The following is a 22,206-nucleotide window of genomic DNA, read 5'->3' on the forward strand; positions in this document are numbered from 1 at the left end:
CCCTCTTTTCAATCGTATAAATGGCAAGCGACCGAATGGCCCGGAGCCATTTCCTTGCTCTCCGGCACCTCTTGGTTGCATCGATCCGTCGCAAACGGACAGCGGGTATGGAACACGCAGCCTGTCGGCGGATTCAATGGAGACGGGATTTCGCCCTTCAGTGCAATGCGTTCTCTTTTCATCCTCGGGTTCGGTATCGGAACCGCGGAAAGAAGCGCTTTCGTATATGGGTGAAGAGGATTTTGAATCAAACTGTCCGTCGGTGCAACTTCCACCATATTGCCCAAATACATGACGCCGATCCTGTCAGAGATATGACGCACGACACTGATATCATGGGCCACAAACAAGTACGTCAAATTGAATTCACCCTGCATGCGCCGAAGCAAATTAATAATTTGCGATTGGATGGAAACATCCAGAGCAGATACCGGTTCATCGCAAATGACAAGCTTTGGATTTGCGATCAACGCCCGCGCAAGTCCGATCCGCTGCCGCTGTCCGCCTGAAAACTCATGGGGAAACCGGTAGTACTGCTCCGGCAGCAGACCGACTTTTTGCATAATATCCATTACCCGGTCTGTATGTTCATTCCTTTTTCCAATTGAGTGTATGATTAGCGGTTCCTGCAGTATGCTCCCAATCCGCTTTCTCGGATTTAAGGAAGAGTACGGGTCTTGAAAGACCATCTGAATTTCTTCCCTCGTTTTGCGGAGTTCTTTGCTTGATTGCTCAAAAATGTTCTTTCCGCGGTAAATCGCTTTTCCTTCGGTCGGTTCTATGAGTCTCATCAACGTTCGGCCAGTCGTGCTTTTGCCGCAACCAGATTCGCCGACAAGCCCAAAAGTTTCCCCTTCATACAATTGGAAGCTCACATTCGACACGGCTTTCACGGACGGCCGGTTGCGATTGAACGCATCCAATGAGCCTTTCACAGGAAAATGCTTGGTAAGCCCTTGGACATCGAGCAGAACGTTGTCTTGCCTTTTGTCTTCCTGCAATAACCTATCCGAAGCCACTTCAGGTTGTCGCATACAGTTCCTCCTCCTTCCGTTCAGCGATTTGTTCCGCATGCCAGCAACGCACTTTTTGGCCATCGCCGATTCCACGCAGCTCCGGTGCCTGGCTATGGCATTGCTCATCGGCAAATTGGCATCTTGGCGCAAAACGGCATCCTGCCGGCACATTTTCAAGAGATGGAACGGTCCCGGCAATGACATGCAATTCCTCATCGCGGTCTCCATCCATATGCGGAATCGACTGGATCAGCCCTTTCGTATACGGGTGCATCGGATTCTCAAACAGATTATAAATATCCGCCTCTTCCACGATTTGGCCGAGATACATGACAACGACCCGATCGCATAACTCCGCCACGACACCAAGGTCATGTGTGATGAAAATGACGCCCATCTCAAACCGTTTGTTAATATCTTCAATGAGATCGAGAATTTGCGACTGAATCGTCACGTCCAGTGCGGTCGTCGGCTCATCCGCAATTATTAGTCTCGGTTTGCAGGCGAGGGACATCGCAATCATCACGCGCTGCCTCATTCCACCGGACAGTTGGTGCGGATAATCATGCACCCGCTTTTCTGGAGAAGGAATGCCAGTCAGCCGCAGCATTTCGACCGCTTGTGCCATCGCCTCTTCCTTCGATGTATTCTCATGCAGCATGATCGCTTCCGCAATTTGAAAACCGATCGTCAGGACAGGGTTTAATGAACTGAGCGGATCTTGGAAGATCATTGAGATTTCATTACCCCTTGCCTGGCGCATTTGAGCTTTTGACAGCTTCAATAAATCTATTTCGTTTTTAAAAATGATTTCCCCTTCGTACTTCACCAAGTACTTTTCATCGAACAACCGGAGAATACTTTGGGATGTCACACTCTTACCGCATCCCGACTCTCCGACTATCCCGAGAATCTCGCCTTTATTCACATGAAAGGAAACATCATCGACGGCGGTCACGCTTCCGGTCTCCGTCTTGAAATGCGTCCGGAGACGTTTGACTTCCAATAATTTTTCAGGATTCATTTCAGGCCCTCCTCCTTCTCATTCCACCGGCTTCTATCCTTATTTCGTCGTATGCGGATCGATATAATCCCGTATGCCATCCCCCAGCAGGTTTAGGCCCAGTACGGAAAGAACGATCAGAATCCCAGGGAAAACGGTCATCCACCAGGCAGTGAAAATAACGACCTTTCCGTCGTGAAGAATATTTCCCCAGCTCGGATCCGGCGCGGGAATTCCAGCACCAAGGAAACTCAATGCCGCCTCCGTAATGATGGCATCCGCAAAGATGAAGGAAGCCTGTACGACAAGCGGCGCTACTGTATTCGGTGCGATGTGAAGGACGATAATCCGCCAAGTTTTTGCCCCTTGCGCACGGATTGCTTCTATATAAGTCTCTTCTCGAACTACGATTGCGGCGGAGCGGACAACCCGGGCAACGTTCGGAATAAACACGATTGTCAACGCGATGATGACGTTTTCTTTTTTCGGTCCAAGTGCAGCAACCAAAGCGATGGCAAGCAACACCCCAGGTATGGCCATCAACCCATCACAAATCCGCATCAATATATTGTCGAGCGACCTGAAATAGCTTGCGAGCAAACCAATAATCATGCCAAGCAAACAGGACAATAAGGCGACGGAAAGCCCGACACTCAAGGAAACCCGGGCTCCATAGGCCATGCGGGTCAGCAAATCCCTCCCAAAATTATCTGTCCCTAGAAGATAATCGCCTCCCGGAGCCTTCAGCCGGTCGGTCACGATCATTTCATATGGATCGAACGAAACGATAAGCGGTCCGAACAGGGCAAAGAGGGATAAGAAAATCATCGTGCTGCCACCGATCACAATTCCCCGATTGCGCATGATGCGCCGGAACACGAGCAGCTTCTGCTGTTTCTTCAAGCGCTTTTTCGCCTGTTTAAAATCATCTTGGAATGTACTGTTTTCCTCCTGAATCACCTGCATACCGATCCCTCCCCTTTATTTTTTGCTCAATCTGACGCGCGGATCGACAACCCCATACAATAAGTCAACAGCCAGGTTGATCAATACATACGTGCATGTGACAAACAGGACGACCCCTTGAATGACCGCGTAATCGCGCCGTTCCACCGAATTGATGATCAGCTGTCCGATCCCCGGAATGTTGAAAATCGTTTCGGTGACGACAGCCCCGGCAATCAATGAGCCGAATGTCTGCCCAATTACCGTCAGAATCGGAAGGAATGCATTGCGCAGCGTGTGCCGCATAATCAGCAAGAATTCACCGACCCCTTTTGAGCGGGCTGTCTTTATGTAGTTCATGTTCAATACTTCCAGCAAGCTGGAGCGAGTCATCCGTGCAATCAAAGCCGCATGCATCGAACCGAGGGCGATGGACGGCAAAATGAGATATTTAATGTGTTCAAAGAATCCAGCCGTAATCGGCCGAAATCCCGCGACAGGCAGCCATTGCAGCTTAACCCCGAATAAAAGAATCAGAAACAGCCCGAGCAAAAAGCTAGGAACGCTCATGCCGATTAACGAGAACCCCATTACCGTACGGTCTGTATTTGTGCCCCTTTTCGTTGCTGCCAAAATACCGATCGGAATGGAAATAAGCAACGAAATGATGCCGGCCATGATGGCCACTGAAATAGTCGGCGCCAAGTGGCTGAGAATGGAAACCATCACTGGTTCTTTCATGAAATACGAAGTTCCCAAATTGCCTTGAACCGCCTCTGTGATCCAATGGAAATACTGGACGACAAGTGGCTCATCCAAGCCCATTTGCACGCGGAGCTGTTGGATATCTGCATCCGTCGCTTCTTCTCCAAGCAACATGGCAGCCGGGTCACCCGGTGTGATATGGATGATCAAGAAGATGACAATGGAGACGACAAACAATACAGGAATCAGCGACAAGATCCGTTTCAAAAAATACGTCTTCATCAGAAGTTCCTCCCTTCATTCGGCTTACAATCAGATTGATACTTAGAAAAACGGCCCTTACCTTCATTGAGTAAGAAGAGCCGTTTTCTGTCATTACTTCTTCTTTACTTCCCAGAGGAGCGCATTATTGAAAATGATCAAGTCCTCCAATTGGTCTGTTGTTGTGATAATGGATGCGTAGTGTCCGAACAACGTATGCGGCATGTAATCATCCCACATGTATTGCTGGAGCTCCGCCCATTTTTCCTTTGCCGCCTCTTTCGTTTCCGCCTTGCGGATTTCCGTAAGCATAGCAGTCACCTTGTCATCTTCCGTCCATCCAGGGAATGTCGGGTTAATGACTAGCAATTGAGAAGGCGTCGTTACATAACCCGTCCCAAGAATCATGACATCCCAATTTTCAGGATTCGAACGCTTTTCCTGCAACGTGGGCCAGTCGTAAATCTCTAACTTCGCGTTGATTCCCATCTTCGATAACTGTTCCTTCAATACGACGGAAGCATTGTATTGGTGATCATAATCACCTGTCGAGTAGAGGATAACTTCTTCATTGTTGTAACCTGCGTCCTTCAGCATTTGTTTCGCTTTTTCCACGTCAGCCAGGTTGTACTGCTCTTTTCCGGCATCCGTTGCCCAGTCGATATTGTCAGGACTGATATAGCCAGGATCCAACTTGAACAGCTGCTCATTGCCAACTGCCGCTAGCATGACTGCATGCGCATCAATTCCCGTGTTAATCGCTCTGCGGATTTCCGGATTCGTCATAATACCGGACTTTTTGTTATAAGCTACATTGATCGTTCCGTTATCGAATGAAGCATATGTCTTCAATTGGCTCATGCTCATTAATTGATCGTAGTTATCGAATGGCATGTTAAGGGCGATATCATACTCGCCTGTCTGCACACCAGCCATCCGTGTAGAAGAATCGGTCACGATATGGAATTCTACACCATCCACGTACACCGTCTTCCGGCCAGCTAGTCCGTCTGGCTCACCATCCGCCTCTGCATAATCTTCAAATTTCTCAAGCTTGATATATTGATCCTGCTTCCATTCGACGTATTTAAAAGGTCCCGTTCCAATGTATTCGGAAACGCCATCATCACTGGCCGATTCGATAATTTCAGCTGGCATAATCGCCGGGAACTGGCCTCTCCCCGCCATAATATCTAGCACATCCGATGCAGTTTCCTGCAGTTTCATTTCCACTGTGTATTCGTCTTTCTCTTCAAACGTTGCCCCTTCCAAAAGAAGTTTGGCGCGCGAAGATTTTTCAAGCCATCTGTTCATGGAGGCAACAACGTCTTTTGCCTTCATTTCATTGCCGTTGTGGAACTTGACGCCTTGGCGCAATTTGAATGTGTACAGTAAGCCATCGTCGCTAGTCTCCACGGATTCAGCCAACATCGGCACTGCCTGTTGCTTTCCATTTTGCGTGACAAGCGTTTCATAAATATTGGAGGTCACGTTAATCGCATCCGAAGACGTCGTCAAATGCACATCCAATGTCGGAGGCTGCGCACTGATCGCAACTTTCAGCATGCCGCCGCTCTTTGTGCCGTCTTCCTCCGCGCTTTTCTTATCTTCACTACTACACCCCACAAGCAGTACTAACAGCAACAACGTCATTAGAAACCAGCCAAACTTTCTCATGATCCATTCCTCCCGTTTTGTTTTATTCAAATAAAGCGTTTACAACCTATACCGGCAATTGCGAATGAAGCAAGACTTTCGCTGCCCCACCGTCGATTTCAATTTCCGTCCCGTATGCCTTGGACAGCTCGCATAATCGTTCCAGAATTGCTTGATTGGCACTCAGTTCCGGCCATCCCCGTTCGTACCGTTTTTTTCCGAATCCCAGTTCAACCGGGTGAAGCACCAGCTCCGTCAGTTCCCCATCTTTCATTTTCCAAATGGGCAAAACAGTTTCCCAGATAGACGGGTTGATACCGAATCCGATCGTATTGCTCCGGCTTCTTGTATCCAGTGCATCCGCCACATTATGTTGGTCCGTCAACCCGTACGCTTGATAGAAATCTGCCGGCAAGTGAGCGACCGTCTCATTTTGAAATATAAAATTACCAAGGCTATAAAAAATTGGCCTGTTTTTGTAGATTTCGATCCCGCGAAGTATATGGGGACCATGGCCGACAACCATATGGGCTCCCTCATCTATGCATCTTCTTGCAAATGTCTCGATGAAACGTGCGGGCTTTTCTTTGTCCTCCCCTTCCATCTCGTGGGCATGGAGACTGACAAACACGTAATCCGCCTGCCTTTTCGCCTCATGGATGCTGCGGATGACCCGGTCCATATCTTTTGCAGCAGGAGTCGTCATTTTTCCAGGATGGTCGGCTTCCTGGAACAGATGGCCGCCAAACGAAAAAACGCCATCCGTCTGTTCTTTTTTGAACCCTTCTTTGATGCTGAGATTCTGTGTGGCATTGATGGCAGTAGAAGCGGCAATTTGTTTCAATTGCTCCAGCTGTTCCTTTGAAACGAGATGCACTGTGTCAAATCCGAGCGGATTGACTCCGGGTCTCCCCGTCATATCGGGCCGTTGATCTCCAGCTGCCCATGACTCATGGAATGTTGAAGTGGCTGCGATCATGGCGACACGCCCTGCTGTCGTCTCCAAATACCTCGGCTCTGCAGCGCTTGCTAAATTGGCTCCGGCACCGCCATGAACAAAGCCGTATTCCTCCAAGTAACGCTCCGTTGCCAATAACCCCGGCACGGAATAATCCAACGTATGGTTGTTTGTCCAAGCGACGAGATTAAATCCGTAGCTTTTGATATCCTGCAAAACGGAAGGCTTGGCTTTTGCCCATGTCCCGCCGCTCACTGCACCCGGAATGCCTTCCCCATCGTGAATGGTCACTTCCAAGTTCGTAAAACGGACATCCGCCTCTTTCAAGAGCGATGACAGCTTGTCGAAACGGTCGTCCTCTCCGGGCAGCCTCCTTGTAATAAAAGAGTCCCCTGTCGCTGTAAATACAATTTCACGCAAATCCTCTCCCCCATTCCTTGTCATGTTCTCTCCCAACTGTCGTAGGTCGACTCCACATTTGTGGCAAAGGAAGCCAATGTGATGTATGCCACGCCTCCACTATTCACATAGCAACGCAGTGCTGGATGCCCTTTACTTCATCCAATATGTATAGGTCTCGCCAGCATACTGCCTGGCTTTTTGAAGGCATACCGAAGTTATTTTGTTCCTGCTCAGAACGATTAAAGGAATTTTCCTTTATCGTTCCGTTAATATTAATTTGTTTGCAATTGTTTGTCAATAAAATCTATTAATTATATTAAAAAAATACCAACTAGATAGATTTTTAATCTACCTGTTGGTATTTCATTCGTTTTCTTGTGATTCCAAAAAGCTAAGTCGGTACACTTTACGGGGCCGTCCCCGCTGTCCAGATTGTTCTTCGCCCATCACTTCCACTAGGCCCGCACTCTCCAACTCCATCAGGATTCTTCTCGCATTGCGGTCGGTACTGTTCATCCAACTCGCTAATTCATTTGATGTAATATCGGTTTTCCTGTAGTGCAAAGCGAGTGAATGAATGCGATTGAGCGTGGCGGAGCTAATATTCGCTTCCTTCAGCTGATTACCCCATTCGTCAAAGAGAGAACGGCCATCATACGAAATTTCATAGTCTTGCTGTTCGATTTCTGAAACTTTCTTGTTTTCATCCACCGTAATAATGCTTCCGGCTTGCTTGCTCCTCGCATATTGAATGGCCAGGCGGGTATTCTGTTCCGACTCCAAGGAAGTGATTCCGTAGCCGACACCAATTTTAATGGCAAATTTACTGCGAAGACTCACTTGATTAATCAATGCGAACAATGAGTTCTCCTTCAACTGCAGCTCTACCTCGCCGCGCGTTGCATAAATGAAATACCGGCTGTCCCCGATCTCTACAAAAGAACCATTCACACTTTCGGCATATTCGAGCAACAAGCGCTTCAACTCCAGCTCCCGGTATTTTACTTTATACGAAAACTGTTCATCGACAGTGGATGGCAAAACTTCAATTCCCGTAATCGCAATCTGCGCTTTCCGATACCATTGGGACACCCCGCGCTGCTTCAAATACTGGATAATGAGCCGAATTGAATTCTCATCAGGCGCAACACGATAACAAGGAATCCCCATCTCCTTCAAAATATTATCCACCCGCTTGATGCACGTAATAACCACTTCCACTTTGCCCTGCTCAATCAAATCTAAATGAAACTTAACAATTTCTTCAACCGGAATATAACCGGAATAAGGAAAGGTATGGAGCTCCATCGAAGGAAGTTCAGCTCTCAATTCACTCTCCGTTCCTTGGAATGTATCCAAGCTAATCCTGTGAAAAATTCGATTCTCCTGCAATTGTGCTTGCAACAGTGTCTTATAGATACTGCTGCTATTGAGCGGAGCAAAACTCCCTTCTTCTGCCCGGATCACCTGATGGTCCACCGCGAGATGGTAAGGCGCTTGTCCCGCAAAAAACCACTGATCCACTTGCAATCGATTTTTCGGAATGATGTCTAACACTTCTTCCATCGAATCATATGGGAAAGGAAGCATGATGATCTCATGGAACTCTTTCACCACCTTCCTGACTATTCCAATCGAATCACGTGCCCCCACTACACCTAGTCTTATTTTCACTTCATTTACCCCCTGCTCATGCACCGCCTCTAAACTATCTTCCTATGAGAGGCGGCAAGTAATTCAGTTTAACACTAACGGACTATTCTTTCAAATCTGTTTCTTCCAATTGAAGTAGTTTCGGTACTGTTGTACTTTTACAGCATATTGTAAGAATGGGAGGTATACATAGTGTGAAGACGAGCATCAGACATGCCATCAAGACTTGCTAGCTTTGGATAAAAAATCAGCCGATAAATCCGTAGTCCGCACGGAACAGAAAAAGGCCGCCCATGAGCATAAACGTAGACACCCGCACTTCAATACCGCTACTACAAGAAATACAGCAGGCTTCTTTTTCATTAATGGCAGTTAAGAGGTTAACAAGTCATCCCTCTGTCAACAAGCGCCCCACTACTCCCTCAAACTCTTCACTTGGCACCATCCCAAGTTCCGTAGCCAACTCTCGCCGAAACGTCTCAATTACTTCAACCGCCTCGTTCTGTTTCCCTTCTTCAACGAGACACTTAAAAAGCTCAAGCAAGTACCGTTCATCCCAAGGATCAAACGTGATCAACCTTTCCAGCGTCTTCTTAAAGATAGGTTCCCTCTTAACCGGCTCTGAAGCAGATTGAATAAATTTCTCAAGAACTTGGATGATCTGCTTTTGGAGAGTCTCCCGCCTTGCCGTGGCCCATGGATAATCTTCCTTTACTAAATAATCCTGTTGAGCAAGTTCAAGAAGTGGTCCGATCTCCCCTGCTTGAAGATGTTGATTTAACAAATCTACGTCAAGGTCCATCTCGACAGCCAATTTATATCGTTCGTCGGTAAATCGGATGGAATGCTCGATGTCAGCATCCTTGAAGGCTTTGCGCAATTGGTAGATCGTCGTATGAAGCAGCGTCGAAGCCTTTTCTATGGGAATATCGGGCCATAGAGCTTCGATGACCGCATCGCGATGGACAGGTTGCCCATGGTGTATCAAAAAAGCACATAGTTCCTTTACTTTTTTTGTTCGCCACTTTATTGGTTGTTGTTCGATTCCATTCAATTGAAAGCTGCCTAATAAGTGCACTTGTACCCTGGATTGCTTTCTTCGCTGTAGCAACTCGCCAGCTTTCCTGTTCCATAACCGCTCCACCGCCCGCTGTAAACGCATTTTATCAATCGGTTTTAAAATGTAATCCAACGCCTGTACGGAAAAGGCTTCCAAGGCATAGTGATCATATGCCGTCACAAAGACGATGTCGGTCGCGTGGATGTTGACGCTCTCCGCCAGCTTTAATCCGGTTAGTTGAGCCATTTCAATATCAAGAAACAATACATCTGGTTCGAGAAGCTTCACTTGCTGCAATCCTTCCATGGGCTCTGTGAATGTTCCGAGTACTTCCACTCCCCCCACTTCTTTAAGCATCGCTTCCAGCAAGGATAACGCCAGCACCTCATCATCTATTAGCATGGCTTTAAGCAAAGTCTGCTCTTCCTTTCTGATTCTCTTTTATAAACGGAAATTCAATATCAACGGTTGTGCCTTGTCCTTCACTTTGAATCGAAATGGAAGCCTGTTCAAAATGCTTTAGCCGCTTGGCAATATTCCATAGCCCCACTCCGCGGCGATGCTTTTCGTCCATCTCCCACACTCGCTCTAATTCTTCTTTCTGAAAACCTGCTCCGTTATCTGTCACTCGGAATAGCACATGGTCCGCCGTTCGTTTCGCCGTGACTGTAACAACACCTTGCACATTCGTATTCCGTAAGCCATGCAGTATGGCATTTTCAACAAGCGGCTGCAATAGCAGCGGTGGGATCAAACATTGCAGACCTTCTTCTACATCCACATCCAGTACCATTTTTTCAGGAAAGCGGATTTGCTGAATGTTGGCATAGGATTTGATTAACGACAACTCTCTCTCCAAAGGGACGAGCTGACTCGTGTTTTCAAAAGCAAAGCTTCCTCGTAAAAACGTGGCAAAGTCGTTGATCAAGGAACGGGCTTTTCCGATATCTGTATAGCTTAAAGATAATATCGCATTTAAAACGTTGTAGATAAAATGCGGTTTAATTTGCGCCTGCAAAAAAGCAACTTCCATTTTCGTAATCGCTTCGGACGATTCCTTCATAAGAAGAAGGTTTCGAAGTCTCGTCTTTAATTCAGAAGAAGCGAAGGGCTTATGCAAGAAGTCATTTGCTCCGGATTGGAAAGCGGCAATCATGTCGTCCGGGTTAATGGCAGCTGTCAGCATCAAGATCGGCAATTCTGTCAGCTGATAGATTTTCCTGATTTGCTGGCTTACTTCATATCCCGATAGGCCTGGCATCATAATATCTAAGATGATCAAGTCGATCTCTGGGTCACTTTGAATTTCCGTAAGCACCGCTTCGCCGTTATCCACTGCAATGACCGAATAATATTCGGATTCGAGCACATCAATCAGGACTTTCAAATTCACATGGTTGTCGTCCGCTATCAATATTCTCTTTTCACCTTTCTTATTTCGATAAGGCAGAGAAAAATGGATAGATTGCTTGCCAGTGCTATGTTTCGCAGGCTCGAAGGCTGCAGGTGAGCTGCTTCGAACTGCCGCAGGCAATGTAAAGGAGAAAGTTGTTCCTTCTCCGACAACTGAGGCCACTTCAATTTGACCTCCCTGGATTTCCACCAGCTGTTTCGTCACACTTAAACCGAGCCCCGTTCCTCCGATCGAGTTTTCAAACTGCTGGAAGGGCTCGAACAATGTAGCAAAATGTTCTTTCTGTATGCCAATGCCTGTATCACTCACTTGAATGACCACAATTTCGTCGTGTACAAGACAACTTACTTCGATTCTTCCCTGGTCGGTATATTTCACTGCGTTATCTAGCAGATTGTATAGAATCTGCCGCAGTCTTCCTTCATCCGCCAAGACATACTGCCCTTTCGGTACGGCATTGACCAACTGGATATCTTTATCCGCAAGATGCTCAAACACTTTGACTGCAACATGGGTAATGGAATGCAAATCGACAGAACCCCGCGACAAACGCAACTCTCCTTGCTGCAATTTCGAGTAGTCCAGAATGTCTTTCACCAAGTTCGATAGCCGCTCCGCGATGGTATTGATCAACTCTAAGTCTTCCTTATTACGACTCGTCATGTCCCCGTCTTTGTTATCGAGCATGGATCGGGAAATGGCAATGATTCCGTGCAACGGCGTCAAAAATTCATGGGAAGTGCTGGCCAAAAATTCATCCTTGAGCTTATCCACTTTCATGAGCGCATTGGACAGCTCCTCTTTCTTTGAAAAGGAATGCGAAAATCGATTGGCAATGAACAAGGAGAGCATCGTCAGAATGATGAATGGCAGGACAGGCGGCAAAATAATCAATTGGTAATTACTTATGACATTTAATGTTGCCACAATAAAATAGACAAAGATTGCGACGGAGCTGATCGTCAGATAAACAGCACCAACGGAGTTATTGCGTATCGTTTTATATTGCAAATAAAACGTATAGCAAATGACAAGAAAGAGATATAACGAATAGGTTATTTGCAGTTCTGAGTAGATCCTGACAGGCAATAGAGCAGACCCCAGCAGCACGCCACCTAAGATGCAAAGACATTTCACGACCGTGACATGCGCATGTTGTTTAAAAGAGAAGTAGAAATATAGAAGAAGAAAGGTACCAAATAAAAGGCTGGATGAGGCTTGTATAAATTGGAATACCTCATAAGGCAAATCTTTGAACACCGACATAATAACTTTGTTGTTATGAGAAGCCGAGTACAGCGCGACCGACAGACAGAACAATGAAAAATGGAGTAACTCGATTGGGGTTTTAAATTGCAACCAGCTGCCTAAAAAGAAGACAAACATGACAAAAAACGCTGTAATTGTCACCCAATCGTATACTAAAAAGCTCTCATTCAACTTCTCTATGCTTTCCTGGTCGCCAAAATAAATGGATCCGATGATTCCTCCACCCGTGGCATAATCGTAGTTTGCCACTTGCACCACCAATTCAATTTCGCTTTGACCCGCATGAAAATAAGCAGTATACGGCGTATTGTAGGGTGAATAGGTGTTTTCGTCACCCGGTTTTCCGCTATGCCCTATTTGTTTCCCGTTGGCAAATATGGCATTGGACATGCGAATGTTTGTTGTTTTAATTCCAAGTATCTGATCAGTATCCTTAAGTAAAATACGCAAGCGGTAGGTGCCTTTTGAATACTTCGGCATACGTTCGCCAGCTACGTTATATTTTGTCCAAAGGGAAGGTACTGGAGCGCCCTGAGCCAGCTTGTCATCAAATGAGGTTGGATCAAGCAACTGGTACGGAACAAACTCCCATTCCCCGTTCAGCTCAATCGCACCTTCTTCAAGGCGGTAGTCCCGCAAATCAAGAATTCCCTTCTTGGCAAGCGGCGAATAGGCATCGTATTCCCCCGTATAAAGATTAAACAGAACAAAACTTCCGATAAATAGCAGCAGACTCCATATGGTGACTGATTTTTTCATTTTATTATTCCCTTATGACAGAATGAACGATCTATTTTTCTAGTAATAGCAAACATTTTACTCTACACTTTCCTATTCATCAATATAGAAAAGAAGGAGGTGACTCTTAAGTAGAGCCACCCCTTCCCTATGCCATTATTGCAATCTTTCTTTCCCTTCATCATTTCGAATGGCAGTATGCTTCATCGCAGCTTCCGCTATTTCTTCATATGCCCAATGGGTGGAAGGCACGTCTTGGAAAAGCGTTTGATTCACTCCCGTCAGAGGGCCGCGGTTGAATAGCCGATTTAAGACCTTCACAGCTTGAGCACGCTTCAATTTTTCATTTGGACGGAATGTGCCATCCTCGAACCCTGTCATGATGTTATTTGCTTTTAAAACAGCAATGGCTTCATATGCCTGATGTTGCGTAGAGACATCCTTGTAGCCTGCTTTCGTACTCACTTTAAGGGATTCACAATAGCCTGATACAGATGCATCATTTTTGCATTCCTGCTGAATCCAGCGATAGGCGATGAGCGCCATTTGGCTGCGTGTCACGTCGCCCTGCGGATTAAATTCGGAAGAAGAAACGCCTTTCATAATGCCTTCTTTCTTCATCTGCATGATGTTGTTGTACGCCCAATGGCTTTGCTTCACATCACGGTAAGGTGTCACGTCAGCTGTACTTTGCTTGTCCAAATTCCTTGCAAGCATGGCCGCCATTTGTGCACGTGTGACAAATGCATTCGGACGAAACTTGCCGGCATCCCCATAAATATATGGTTGATGGACTATCGGCTCTGCAGTTTCCTGCTGATCATCATTCCAGCCTTTTAAATAAACCATCGTAAACGTACTAAACTTCGTAACAGAGAACTCAATGCCGGCAGAGCCATCTGTCGTTTTCACGAGTTCCCCTGGAATCAATTCCTTTGTCCCGTCACTATGCTCAACGAAAATGCCGAGATGATCTACGATCTCTTTCCGCTTTGCCTCATCCTTAGGCAAGTTTTCTTCAATTGGAAGAACTATCGATACCGTATGATTCTGCATATTTGTTTCAATTTCCATCGGACGGCCGAGCACTTGGACGGTATTGTTTTGAATCGCATCCTGAATCAGCTTCTCCGCTTTCGCCCGTTCTTCGACCTTCTTCTGTTCGGATGCCGACTTGATTGGGATGATACGGAAGTATAAGTCTTCGTCGAAACTTGTGATAGAAGCGGCCGGAATAGAGATCATGCCACTAGCCGTCACAATTTCCACATTCAACTTGCCTTCTTTCAATTGTTTCAATGCGGACTTCGGAATTTTCACAGTGATTTCGGAGACCTTATCATCCTTGTCCGGAATGATGATCCGCGCCGTATCCATGCCTTTTTCTTTCGCTTTGCTAACTGTGTCTTTCGCAATAGCCTCAGACATGGATACCTTATCTTTCACAGTTCCGTCCGTTTCAGTCGTCCGGGTTATCGGCGTTTTCGTCAGGTTGGAACCGTCTTCCCCGTCTACATCAACGACAATTTCTTCTGTTGTCGGTTTAGATGGAAATTCAGGTTTAGAAGGCTTTTCGATATCTTCTCCACTTGGAGGAGTTGGTTTCGTCCCCCCACCTTCAGTGCCCGGCGGATTTGGGTTTGAACCACCATTACTTGGCGGATTCGGATCCGTTCCTCCATTGCCCGGAGGTGTAGAAGGATTATCCCCGCCACCATTTGTTGGTAGATTTGATCCACCTTGATCAGGCGGTGTTGTACCCCCGTTAGAACCGACCTTTTTCTTGTAAATCCCCTTAGGCGTAACGACATATATCCAGTCACCATATTTTTTAATGGAAGATGGATTATAGAAGCTCATGCTATCTTCCGTATCCAAAACGTCAACTGTTTGATCTCGCAGTACGCCGTTCCATACAACGATAGATTGTAAGCTTTGATCATAGCCTACCGCGTATAAGTTGCCTTCTGAGTCCACATCAATAAATGAGATAATTTTTGTTTCGACATTTTGCATGTCAAACGGGCTCCAGGCATCCTCAACTAACTTATAGAGAGTTTGCGGCCGCTCTGACCCGCTTGCACGTTCGTATAAATAAACCGCTCCGTTTTCATCCGTTGCAATAGAAGAAAGATCGGCAAACGTGCGGTCTCCAGTACGATCAAAGACGCCATTTTCATTCACCATTTTCACTCCGCGAACGAATTGCCCTTCTACATTTGTATGGCCGAAAGCAAACAATTCGTTGCCGGATGCCGTAATCCCAGCTGTATGGCCTAATCCATCCTCTATCAATTCCCATCCTTCGCTTGACCACTTTAACAAGCGGTTTACATTTTGATAACCTTCATAATGGCTCTGCACAGCATAGACAGTTCCATCTGTAGTAATGGCCACATCCAATAAACCATTGCTCAACTCATCCGACATCGACACCCATTCATCTGAACCAGCTTGTTTTTTCAACAGCTCACCATTGTGAATGATATACACATTGCCTGCCGCGTCAAATTCCAAATCTCTGACGTTGGTGAACGTGTCAAAATCTCTCACCCAGAAGTTCGACTTTTTCACAGTTACATTGAATTCCTTTGTAACAATCGCTTCATTTTTTGTAATGGTTGCGGTGATTGTGACCTGCTCATTATGTTCCGTTTCAGCAGGTCGATGAACCGTCCCATTCGCCTCAACGACAGCTGGCCGGCTTGTCTCCCATGTGATGACTGTCCCGTAATCGCCTGATGCCGGGAAGGACAAATTGCCTGTCACCGATTTTGCAGAATCGCCTTGTATATAGCCGATCGCCAGCTGTTCTTTCACTAGTTCAATCGCCTTTTGATCTGGGATGGTCGAAGCGAAATAAATCTCAACTGGCATTACCTGTTTATCTTTTTCAAGCCCAATCGCCCCGCTCATATTCATTCCCATTCCCCAAAAGGTATGATCCTCTTTTTCTAAGAGAGTATGATAAGGGCCTGTGGAAATCGAAATGATAGGTTCCAGGCCGTTAATCTTGGCTGGCTCCAACACATCTCCCTCCACTTCCGGATGGCCCAGCAATCCGAAGCCGTTCATGCCCCACGACCAAACATTCCCTTCGCCGTCAAGCGCCATTGTGTGACTAGTACCAGCGACCATGGATACAATACCGCTTATGTTTTTCGCTTGAACAGGTGTCCAAGAGTCCACTTTTGTGCCATTGCCGAGTTTGCCGTAAGCATTGTTTCCCCATGACCAGATTGTACCGTCATTTTTCAATACAACCGCATGATAATCTTCCATTTCAATTTCTTTCACATCGCTTATGCTTTCTATGCGCTTGGGTTTATTGAGAGAGAGCTTATCTCCATGCCCCAATTGGCCGCTCCAATTATTTCCCCATGTCCAAACACGGCCGTCTTTGTCTAATGCCATGGAGCTGCTATCTGAAGCAGCGACTGCCACGATTTTTTGCAACCCGACGATTTGAACTGGTTTTTCAGAAGAAGAATTATCTCCTGTCCCGAGCTGGCCATTGTCATTATTGCCCCATGCCCAAACCGTACCGTCTGCTTTTACAGCAAGGGTATGCCAAAGACCCGTAGCAACCGACACGACGTTGCCGAAAACAGCACCCGTTGCATCTGTCTCCACTTTTTCAGGTGTGTTCACCTGTAAAGCTGCGCTGCCTAGTCCAAGCTGTCTCTTATCGTTAGATCCCCAGATATACAGGTCACCCGTCGAATCAATTGCAGCCACATGAAACTTATAGGCGCTGACACTAACAATGTCGGTTACAGCATTTACTTGGACAGGAATATTGACTTTCCCCAATTCCATATCGTTCTTTCCGATACCAAGTCTTCCTGAGCCATTGCTGCCAAGAGACCATAAACGATTCTCCTCATCCAGCAAGAAGGAAATATTATCTCCGGCAAATACAGATTTTGTGCGTGTTAGCTGCACTCCCTCATCCACTATTGGATCTTCGGTGAAATAAATTGTTGCGACCTCACCCGCTGGAGCCGTCCCAGTTTCACGAATACGGATGAGAACCGTTACATTCCCTGTAAAAACTGGCTCATGTTCTAATACAACATCAATCCAAGTTTCTCCATTGTCCACAGAGTATTCCATTGTACTATCCAATCCGGTGATGCGATTTGTTTCATCCTCCGCAGTAACAGTAGGAGCACCAGGCTTTACAACCGGTGGTTTTTCTGGCAAGACGACTGGACGAAGGAATGGATACCCGTTATTAACCATGGAATCCCAATCCCAAATCGAAACAAAGTCCCAACCTGTAAACGTTTCTTTATTTTGCATTTCTTCAGTTGTTTTAGCAGTTCCTTTTCCGTTGGATTCTGGATTAACGGTACTGTCATAAAAACTATTTATAATTGTTGGTTCACCAATTCCAGCCAGACTTCCAATTCCATTATTACTTGTCGAGAATAATTTACCGACTGCATAACTGTTTTTAATCTCTGCACCGTACGCGTATCCGATTAGACCGCCAAGAAAAGCTTGGCCAGTGACAGTTCCAGTCGCATAACTATTAATGATATGCGAGTTTGCTCCTGTACGAGAGGAACCGACAAGGCCGCCAATGGAGCTTGTCCCGGTTACAGTACCGGTAGCAAAGCTCCGTTCAACTGTCCCTAAACTTTGCCCAACCAGCCCACCTACATTCGTATAGCCAACTACATCCACATGCGCTGAACTATTAGAAATAACCCCTGACGTATTTAAACCGATCAAACCGCCAAATTTCTCTTCCATGGCTGGATCATTATTCGGTCCGACTACTTTTCCTGAAACCGAAACATTGGAAACTTCCCCTTGAAATTGGTCTCCGGCCAGTCCACCGACATACCGGTGGCCTTCTATATCCACGTTCTCCAAATTCACATTTTGGATGGTGGCGTTTTTCAGACTCGCAAATAAACCGACATGTGCGGAGTCAATTCGCTTAATACGTAAATTACGAATGGTATGTCCATCCCCATCAAAACTTCCCGTAAAATAAGCAACGGGGGAAGAAGACGGATTGGTCGTACCACCGATCGGCTCCCAATTTTCATATGAACTTACATCTATATCGTTTACCAGGACAAAATGTTTGTCCAAATAATTCCTGACTTCGTTCAACTGTTCCGGTGTAGCAATCTGGTATGGATGTGCTGCTGATCCATCGCCTGCTGCAAAAGTCGGTACACTGGCGTTTGCCTGTTTCCCAAAACCACCCAAGTAGACCGGCTGGACAATTAAAACGAAAACTAGAAAAATCTTTACCCATTTGTTCATTCGCATACTTGTGATAACCCTCTCTCTTTTCTTAGTTCATACACCATTCGTCAAATGTTCTTATGTATAGTTCTTACACTTCCACCGCCTACTGTTTATATATGGGGTTAGGCTGATATAAAGCCGCCTATAGACCTATCACCATTTTACTAGTCGCCTCTGAACATTTTCTGAACAAAAGAGAGTCATTTCTTATTCAACTACATCTCAAAAAGCACATCGAAATTTTATTTTTTAACAACACATCATATAAGTTATTCAATAAAAATATAAATCCATTCCACATACTTCCTTAATATAAGTTTGAAAATGCATGATTTTATTGTTATGCTTATAAAGTCGTTTCAAAAATACAATAAAAGGAGTTGATGGCGTATCCAACTGACACAAAAAAATATTGACGAGACTACGATTGCCCCTGCCGATGATTATTCTTTGGACCGGGTTCCTCGGAAGGACCGAACCAAAGGCTGGTTAAGCATCACGAATATTACATTCGGAATTGCGACAGCTATTTTTTATTTTCAAATGGGAAGTGTGATGGCGCTTAAATTCGGAGCAATCAATGCGATGATTTCCTCTGCTTATGCGATACTTGTCGCCGGTTTGCTTGGAACCGTTGTTGCCTACCTATCTGCCAAGTCTGGCATGAATGTTAATCTTCTCTCGCGGAGCGGTGGCTTCGGCTACATCGGTTCATCTCTGACATCATTAATCTACGCTTCGAACTTCATCATGTATTGCGCATTTGAAGGGCTCATTTTAGTTTCCGCAGTTCACTACTTTTTCCCTTCCCTGCCGAAATGGACACTCATTGTACTATTCGGTACCATCGTCATCCCCCTCAATTGGTTTGGAATCGACCAATTGGATAAATTGCAGAAATGGTCTCTCCCCCTATTCATTCTCTTTCTGCTGACAGCGATTATCGTTTCCCTCTATCAACCTTCCATTTATCAAGGCTCTGTTTTCACTTATATGCCGGAAGGTGTACAAATCGGCGGCGAAGCGTTACTGCTTTGCATCGGGATGCATCATGGCATTATGGGGTTAACTGCTCTTCTCGCCTCCGACTATGCACGTTTTTTGAAGCCTTCTGACATAAAAATCGGTTCTGTGGCAATCGGTTTTATTCCGCAGATTTTCTGTTTTGGCGTCATGGGCGGGCTCGGCATCTGGTTCGGCGTCCGTTTTCTCGAATCGGATCCCGGCGTCTATATCGTTCTGCTGCTTGGCATCGGCGGTGCCCTTTTCACGATGCTCACCCAGCTGCGAATTAATGTAACGAATATTTACAGCAGCTCGCTCTCGCTTTCCAACTTCTTCGAGAACATCTTTCACTTTACACCCGGCCGCCGATTTTGGGTCGTGTTCGCCGGCGTGACGGCGATCCTTCTTATGCTGTCTAATATTGTGGAACATGTCGACACACTCATGACATTCCAAGGAGTATTCCTGCTTGCATGGGCTGCTATCCTAGTGACCGATGCTTTGGTCGTCAAGAAATGGCTGAAGATTGGACCGACGTATTACGTAGCCCGACAAGAGTACTTATATAAGTGGAATCCCGTCGGCACGATTTCACTCATTGTCGCCAGCGTTCTGGGCACCATTGCCGCTCTTGGCTACATGGGGCTGTTCTTAGAAACAACGGCCGCCTTCTTTGCTGCATTGCTTGCCTCCATCCTTACGGTGGTCATCGCCTTCCTGACGAAAGGAAAATATTATTTGGTAAAAGAACCGGAGGATATTGTAGATGAGGATAAAATCGGATGAGGTAATGAAAAAGATAATATGAAACGATAAAGAAGAGAGTACAGGATTGTAACACTATTCCTGTACTCTTTTTAATTTGTCTTCGATTCTCCCCTAGTTATCGTCATTCCTTTTCTTAAGAAACCCTAAAGTTTCTATTCTCGAAGTAGATAGTTAGCGATTTATCTATCAATTAAATATAATCATATTATTGCAGATATTTTTTCTGTAATATTCATATCAAATCGAAAGGAGCTAACAGGAAAGGGAATTAGCGTTGAAAACTACTATTGAAGGGGTGGGACAATGAGGAAGAGTGTAAAAAATTGGTTTGCTGTAGCTTTAATTATTTTACTGACATGTAGCATGGTGCCTGGGGGCGCTTTCGCTAAAGAATGGGACATGAGTTATGACAATCTACGTCAAGTGGCGATTGGAACAGACGGCATGGTGACAACAGCACATCCACTTGCAACCCAAATTGGCGCTGACGTGCTGAAAAATGGAGGAAATGCAGTTGATGCGGCGGTTGCGATCCAATTTGCATTGAATGTCACAGAGCCGATGATGTCAGGTATCGGTGGTGGCGGTTTTCTCATGTACTATGACGCCGAGTCAGGAGAAACACAAATACTGAATAGCCGGGAACGGGCGCCAGCCGGAGCAACACCGGATATGTTCTTGGACGATAAAGGAAACCCTATTCCATTCGCAGAAAGAGCGACTGGCGGCAAGGCCGTTGGCGTTCCGGGTACACTGAAAGGGCTTGAAGAAGCGCTGGCACGCTGGGGAACGATGTCGATGGAAAAATTGATTGACCCATCCATCCAATTGGCCGAAGATGGCTTTCCCATCGACTCTGTCCTAGCACAAGCGATTGAGGATAACAAAGCGATGCTTTATCGGACGGCAGCCGGCAATGTATTCGTTCCAAACGGAAATCCGTTGCGCGAAGGCGATCTGCTCGTTCAAAAGGACTTGGCCAAAGCATTTACACTCATCAAAACGGAAGGCACGGATGCTTTCTATAAAGGAGAAATAGCCAAAGCGATAGCGGACGTCGTTCAGCAATACGGCGGGTCATTAACAGTTGAAGATATGGCAGCGTATGATGTCACAATGGACAAGCCGATTTGGGGAGAATATAAAGGCTACCAAATTGCCAGCATGCCTCCACCAAGTTCAGGCGGAGTCTTCTTGCTTCAGATGCTCGGCATTCTCGACGGAGTCGATTTGTCTCAATACGACGTGAAATCATGGGAAAAATATCACCTGCTCGCAGAATCGATGCATTTAGCTTACGCGGATCGCGCTGCTTATGCGGGAGATCCAGAATTCATTGATGTACCATTAGAAGGTTTATTGCATCCCGATTATATTCAAGAACGTCTCAATTTAATTAGCCTGGATAAAATGATCGAAAAACCGACGGCAGGTGATCCTTGGGCGTATCAAAATACGAAACAGGAAACCGTCATTGTAGAACAGCCGAAGGACGGACAGCCAGGCGAAACGACACACTTCTCTGTTGCCGATCAGTGGGGGAATGTCGTTTCCTATACAACTACCATTGAGCAATTATTCGGCACAGGCCTCATGGTACCTGGATATGGTATTATGCTTAACAATGAATTGACTGATTTTGACGCCATGCCTGGAGGAGCGAACCAAGTGGAACCGAACAAGCGGCCGCTCAGCAGCATGACACCAACGATTGTCTTTGAAAACGGTAAGCCTGTTCTCACAGTCGGCTCTCCGGGTGGACCGACAATCATCACATCAGTTCTTCAAACGATCATTAACTCCATTGCCTACGACATGGAACTGAAAGCAGCTGTCGAGGAGCCTAGAATTTATACGAACAACACATCTTCCTACCGATATGAGGAAGGTATTCCTGAAGAGGCAATGGATGCATTGCGCAAGCTAGGCCATAAATTCGGAGAAAATCCGACTGTGATTGGAAATGTCCAAAGTATCTGGATTGATCAGAAAGAGGGCATCTACAAAGGAGTTGCCGATTCAAGCCGGAATGGTACTGCTATTGGAATCGATTTTTAATTAACAGTTTGAGCCCTACCATGT

The 22,206-nt window shown here is 46.0% G+C and carries 12 protein-coding genes; 2 read left to right on the forward strand and 10 right to left on the reverse strand.

What is annotated here, in order from left to right:
• Nucleotides 1-8: 8 nt before the first annotated feature.
• The 10 genes from ACSW3C_RS08980 to ACSW3C_RS09025 form a co-directional block, all read right to left on the reverse strand.
• Nucleotides 9-1,034, reverse strand: a complete 1,026-nt coding sequence (locus ACSW3C_RS08980; RefSeq protein ID WP_486562206.1) for an ABC transporter ATP-binding protein — start codon at nt 1,032-1,034, stop codon at nt 9-11.
• Nucleotides 1,021-2,040 (reverse strand): ABC transporter ATP-binding protein, encoded by a 1,020-nt coding sequence (locus ACSW3C_RS08985; RefSeq protein WP_486562207.1) that lies wholly within the window; start codon nt 2,038-2,040, stop codon nt 1,021-1,023. Before ACSW3C_RS08985 ends, ACSW3C_RS08980 begins: the two co-directional genes overlap by 14 nt.
• 39 nt (nt 2,041-2,079) lie before the next feature.
• The gene (locus ACSW3C_RS08990; protein WP_486562209.1) at nt 2,080-2,985 is read right to left on the reverse strand and encodes an ABC transporter permease; all 906 of its coding nucleotides are present in this window, start codon (nt 2,983-2,985) and stop codon (nt 2,080-2,082) included.
• Nucleotides 2,986-3,000: 15 nt separating this feature from the next.
• A complete protein-coding gene (locus tag ACSW3C_RS08995; protein ID WP_486562210.1) occupies nt 3,001-3,951 on the reverse strand; it encodes an ABC transporter permease in 951 nt (316 codons plus the stop codon).
• A 93-nt stretch (nt 3,952-4,044) separates the two neighbouring features.
• Nucleotides 4,045-5,607, reverse strand: coding sequence for an ABC transporter substrate-binding protein (locus tag ACSW3C_RS09000; RefSeq protein WP_486562212.1), 1,563 nt, complete (start codon nt 5,605-5,607; stop codon nt 4,045-4,047).
• A 46-nt stretch (nt 5,608-5,653) separates the two neighbouring features.
• The gene (locus tag ACSW3C_RS09005; RefSeq protein WP_486562214.1) at nt 5,654-6,964 is read right to left on the reverse strand and encodes a CapA family protein; all 1,311 of its coding nucleotides are present in this window, start codon (nt 6,962-6,964) and stop codon (nt 5,654-5,656) included.
• A gap of 345 nt (nt 6,965-7,309) precedes the next feature.
• Nucleotides 7,310-8,620 carry a hypothetical protein gene (locus ACSW3C_RS09010; protein WP_486562215.1) on the reverse strand — a complete coding sequence of 437 codons (1,311 nt, stop codon included), beginning with the start codon at nt 8,618-8,620 and terminating at the stop codon, nt 7,310-7,312.
• Between the two features lie 367 nt (nt 8,621-8,987).
• The gene (locus ACSW3C_RS09015) at nt 8,988-10,073 is read right to left on the reverse strand and encodes a response regulator (RefSeq protein WP_486562217.1); all 1,086 of its coding nucleotides are present in this window, start codon (nt 10,071-10,073) and stop codon (nt 8,988-8,990) included.
• The gene (locus ACSW3C_RS09020) at nt 10,066-13,101 is read right to left on the reverse strand and encodes an ATP-binding protein (protein WP_486562218.1); all 3,036 of its coding nucleotides are present in this window, start codon (nt 13,099-13,101) and stop codon (nt 10,066-10,068) included. Before ACSW3C_RS09020 ends, ACSW3C_RS09015 begins: the two co-directional genes overlap by 8 nt.
• Nucleotides 13,102-13,236: 135 nt before the next feature.
• Nucleotides 13,237-18,372 (reverse strand): RCC1 domain-containing protein, encoded by a 5,136-nt coding sequence (locus tag ACSW3C_RS09025; RefSeq protein ID WP_486562219.1) that lies wholly within the window; start codon nt 18,370-18,372, stop codon nt 13,237-13,239.
• 375 nt (nt 18,373-18,747) lie between these two features.
• On the opposite strand from ACSW3C_RS09025, the gene ACSW3C_RS09030 reads away from it, so the two are divergent.
• Together ACSW3C_RS09030 and ggt are read left to right on the forward strand one after the other, a co-directional pair.
• A complete protein-coding gene (locus tag ACSW3C_RS09030; RefSeq protein ID WP_486562540.1) occupies nt 18,748-20,142 on the forward strand; it encodes a purine-cytosine permease family protein in 1,395 nt (464 codons plus the stop codon).
• 285 nt (nt 20,143-20,427) lie between these two features.
• Nucleotides 20,428-22,182 carry a gamma-glutamyltransferase gene (ggt, locus tag ACSW3C_RS09035; protein WP_486562220.1) on the forward strand — a complete coding sequence of 585 codons (1,755 nt, stop codon included), beginning with the start codon at nt 20,428-20,430 and terminating at the stop codon, nt 22,180-22,182.
• The last annotated feature ends 24 nt before the right edge of the window (nt 22,183-22,206 follow it).

The sequence above is a fragment of the Sporosarcina sp. AD_1 genome (genome assembly GCF_057373025.1).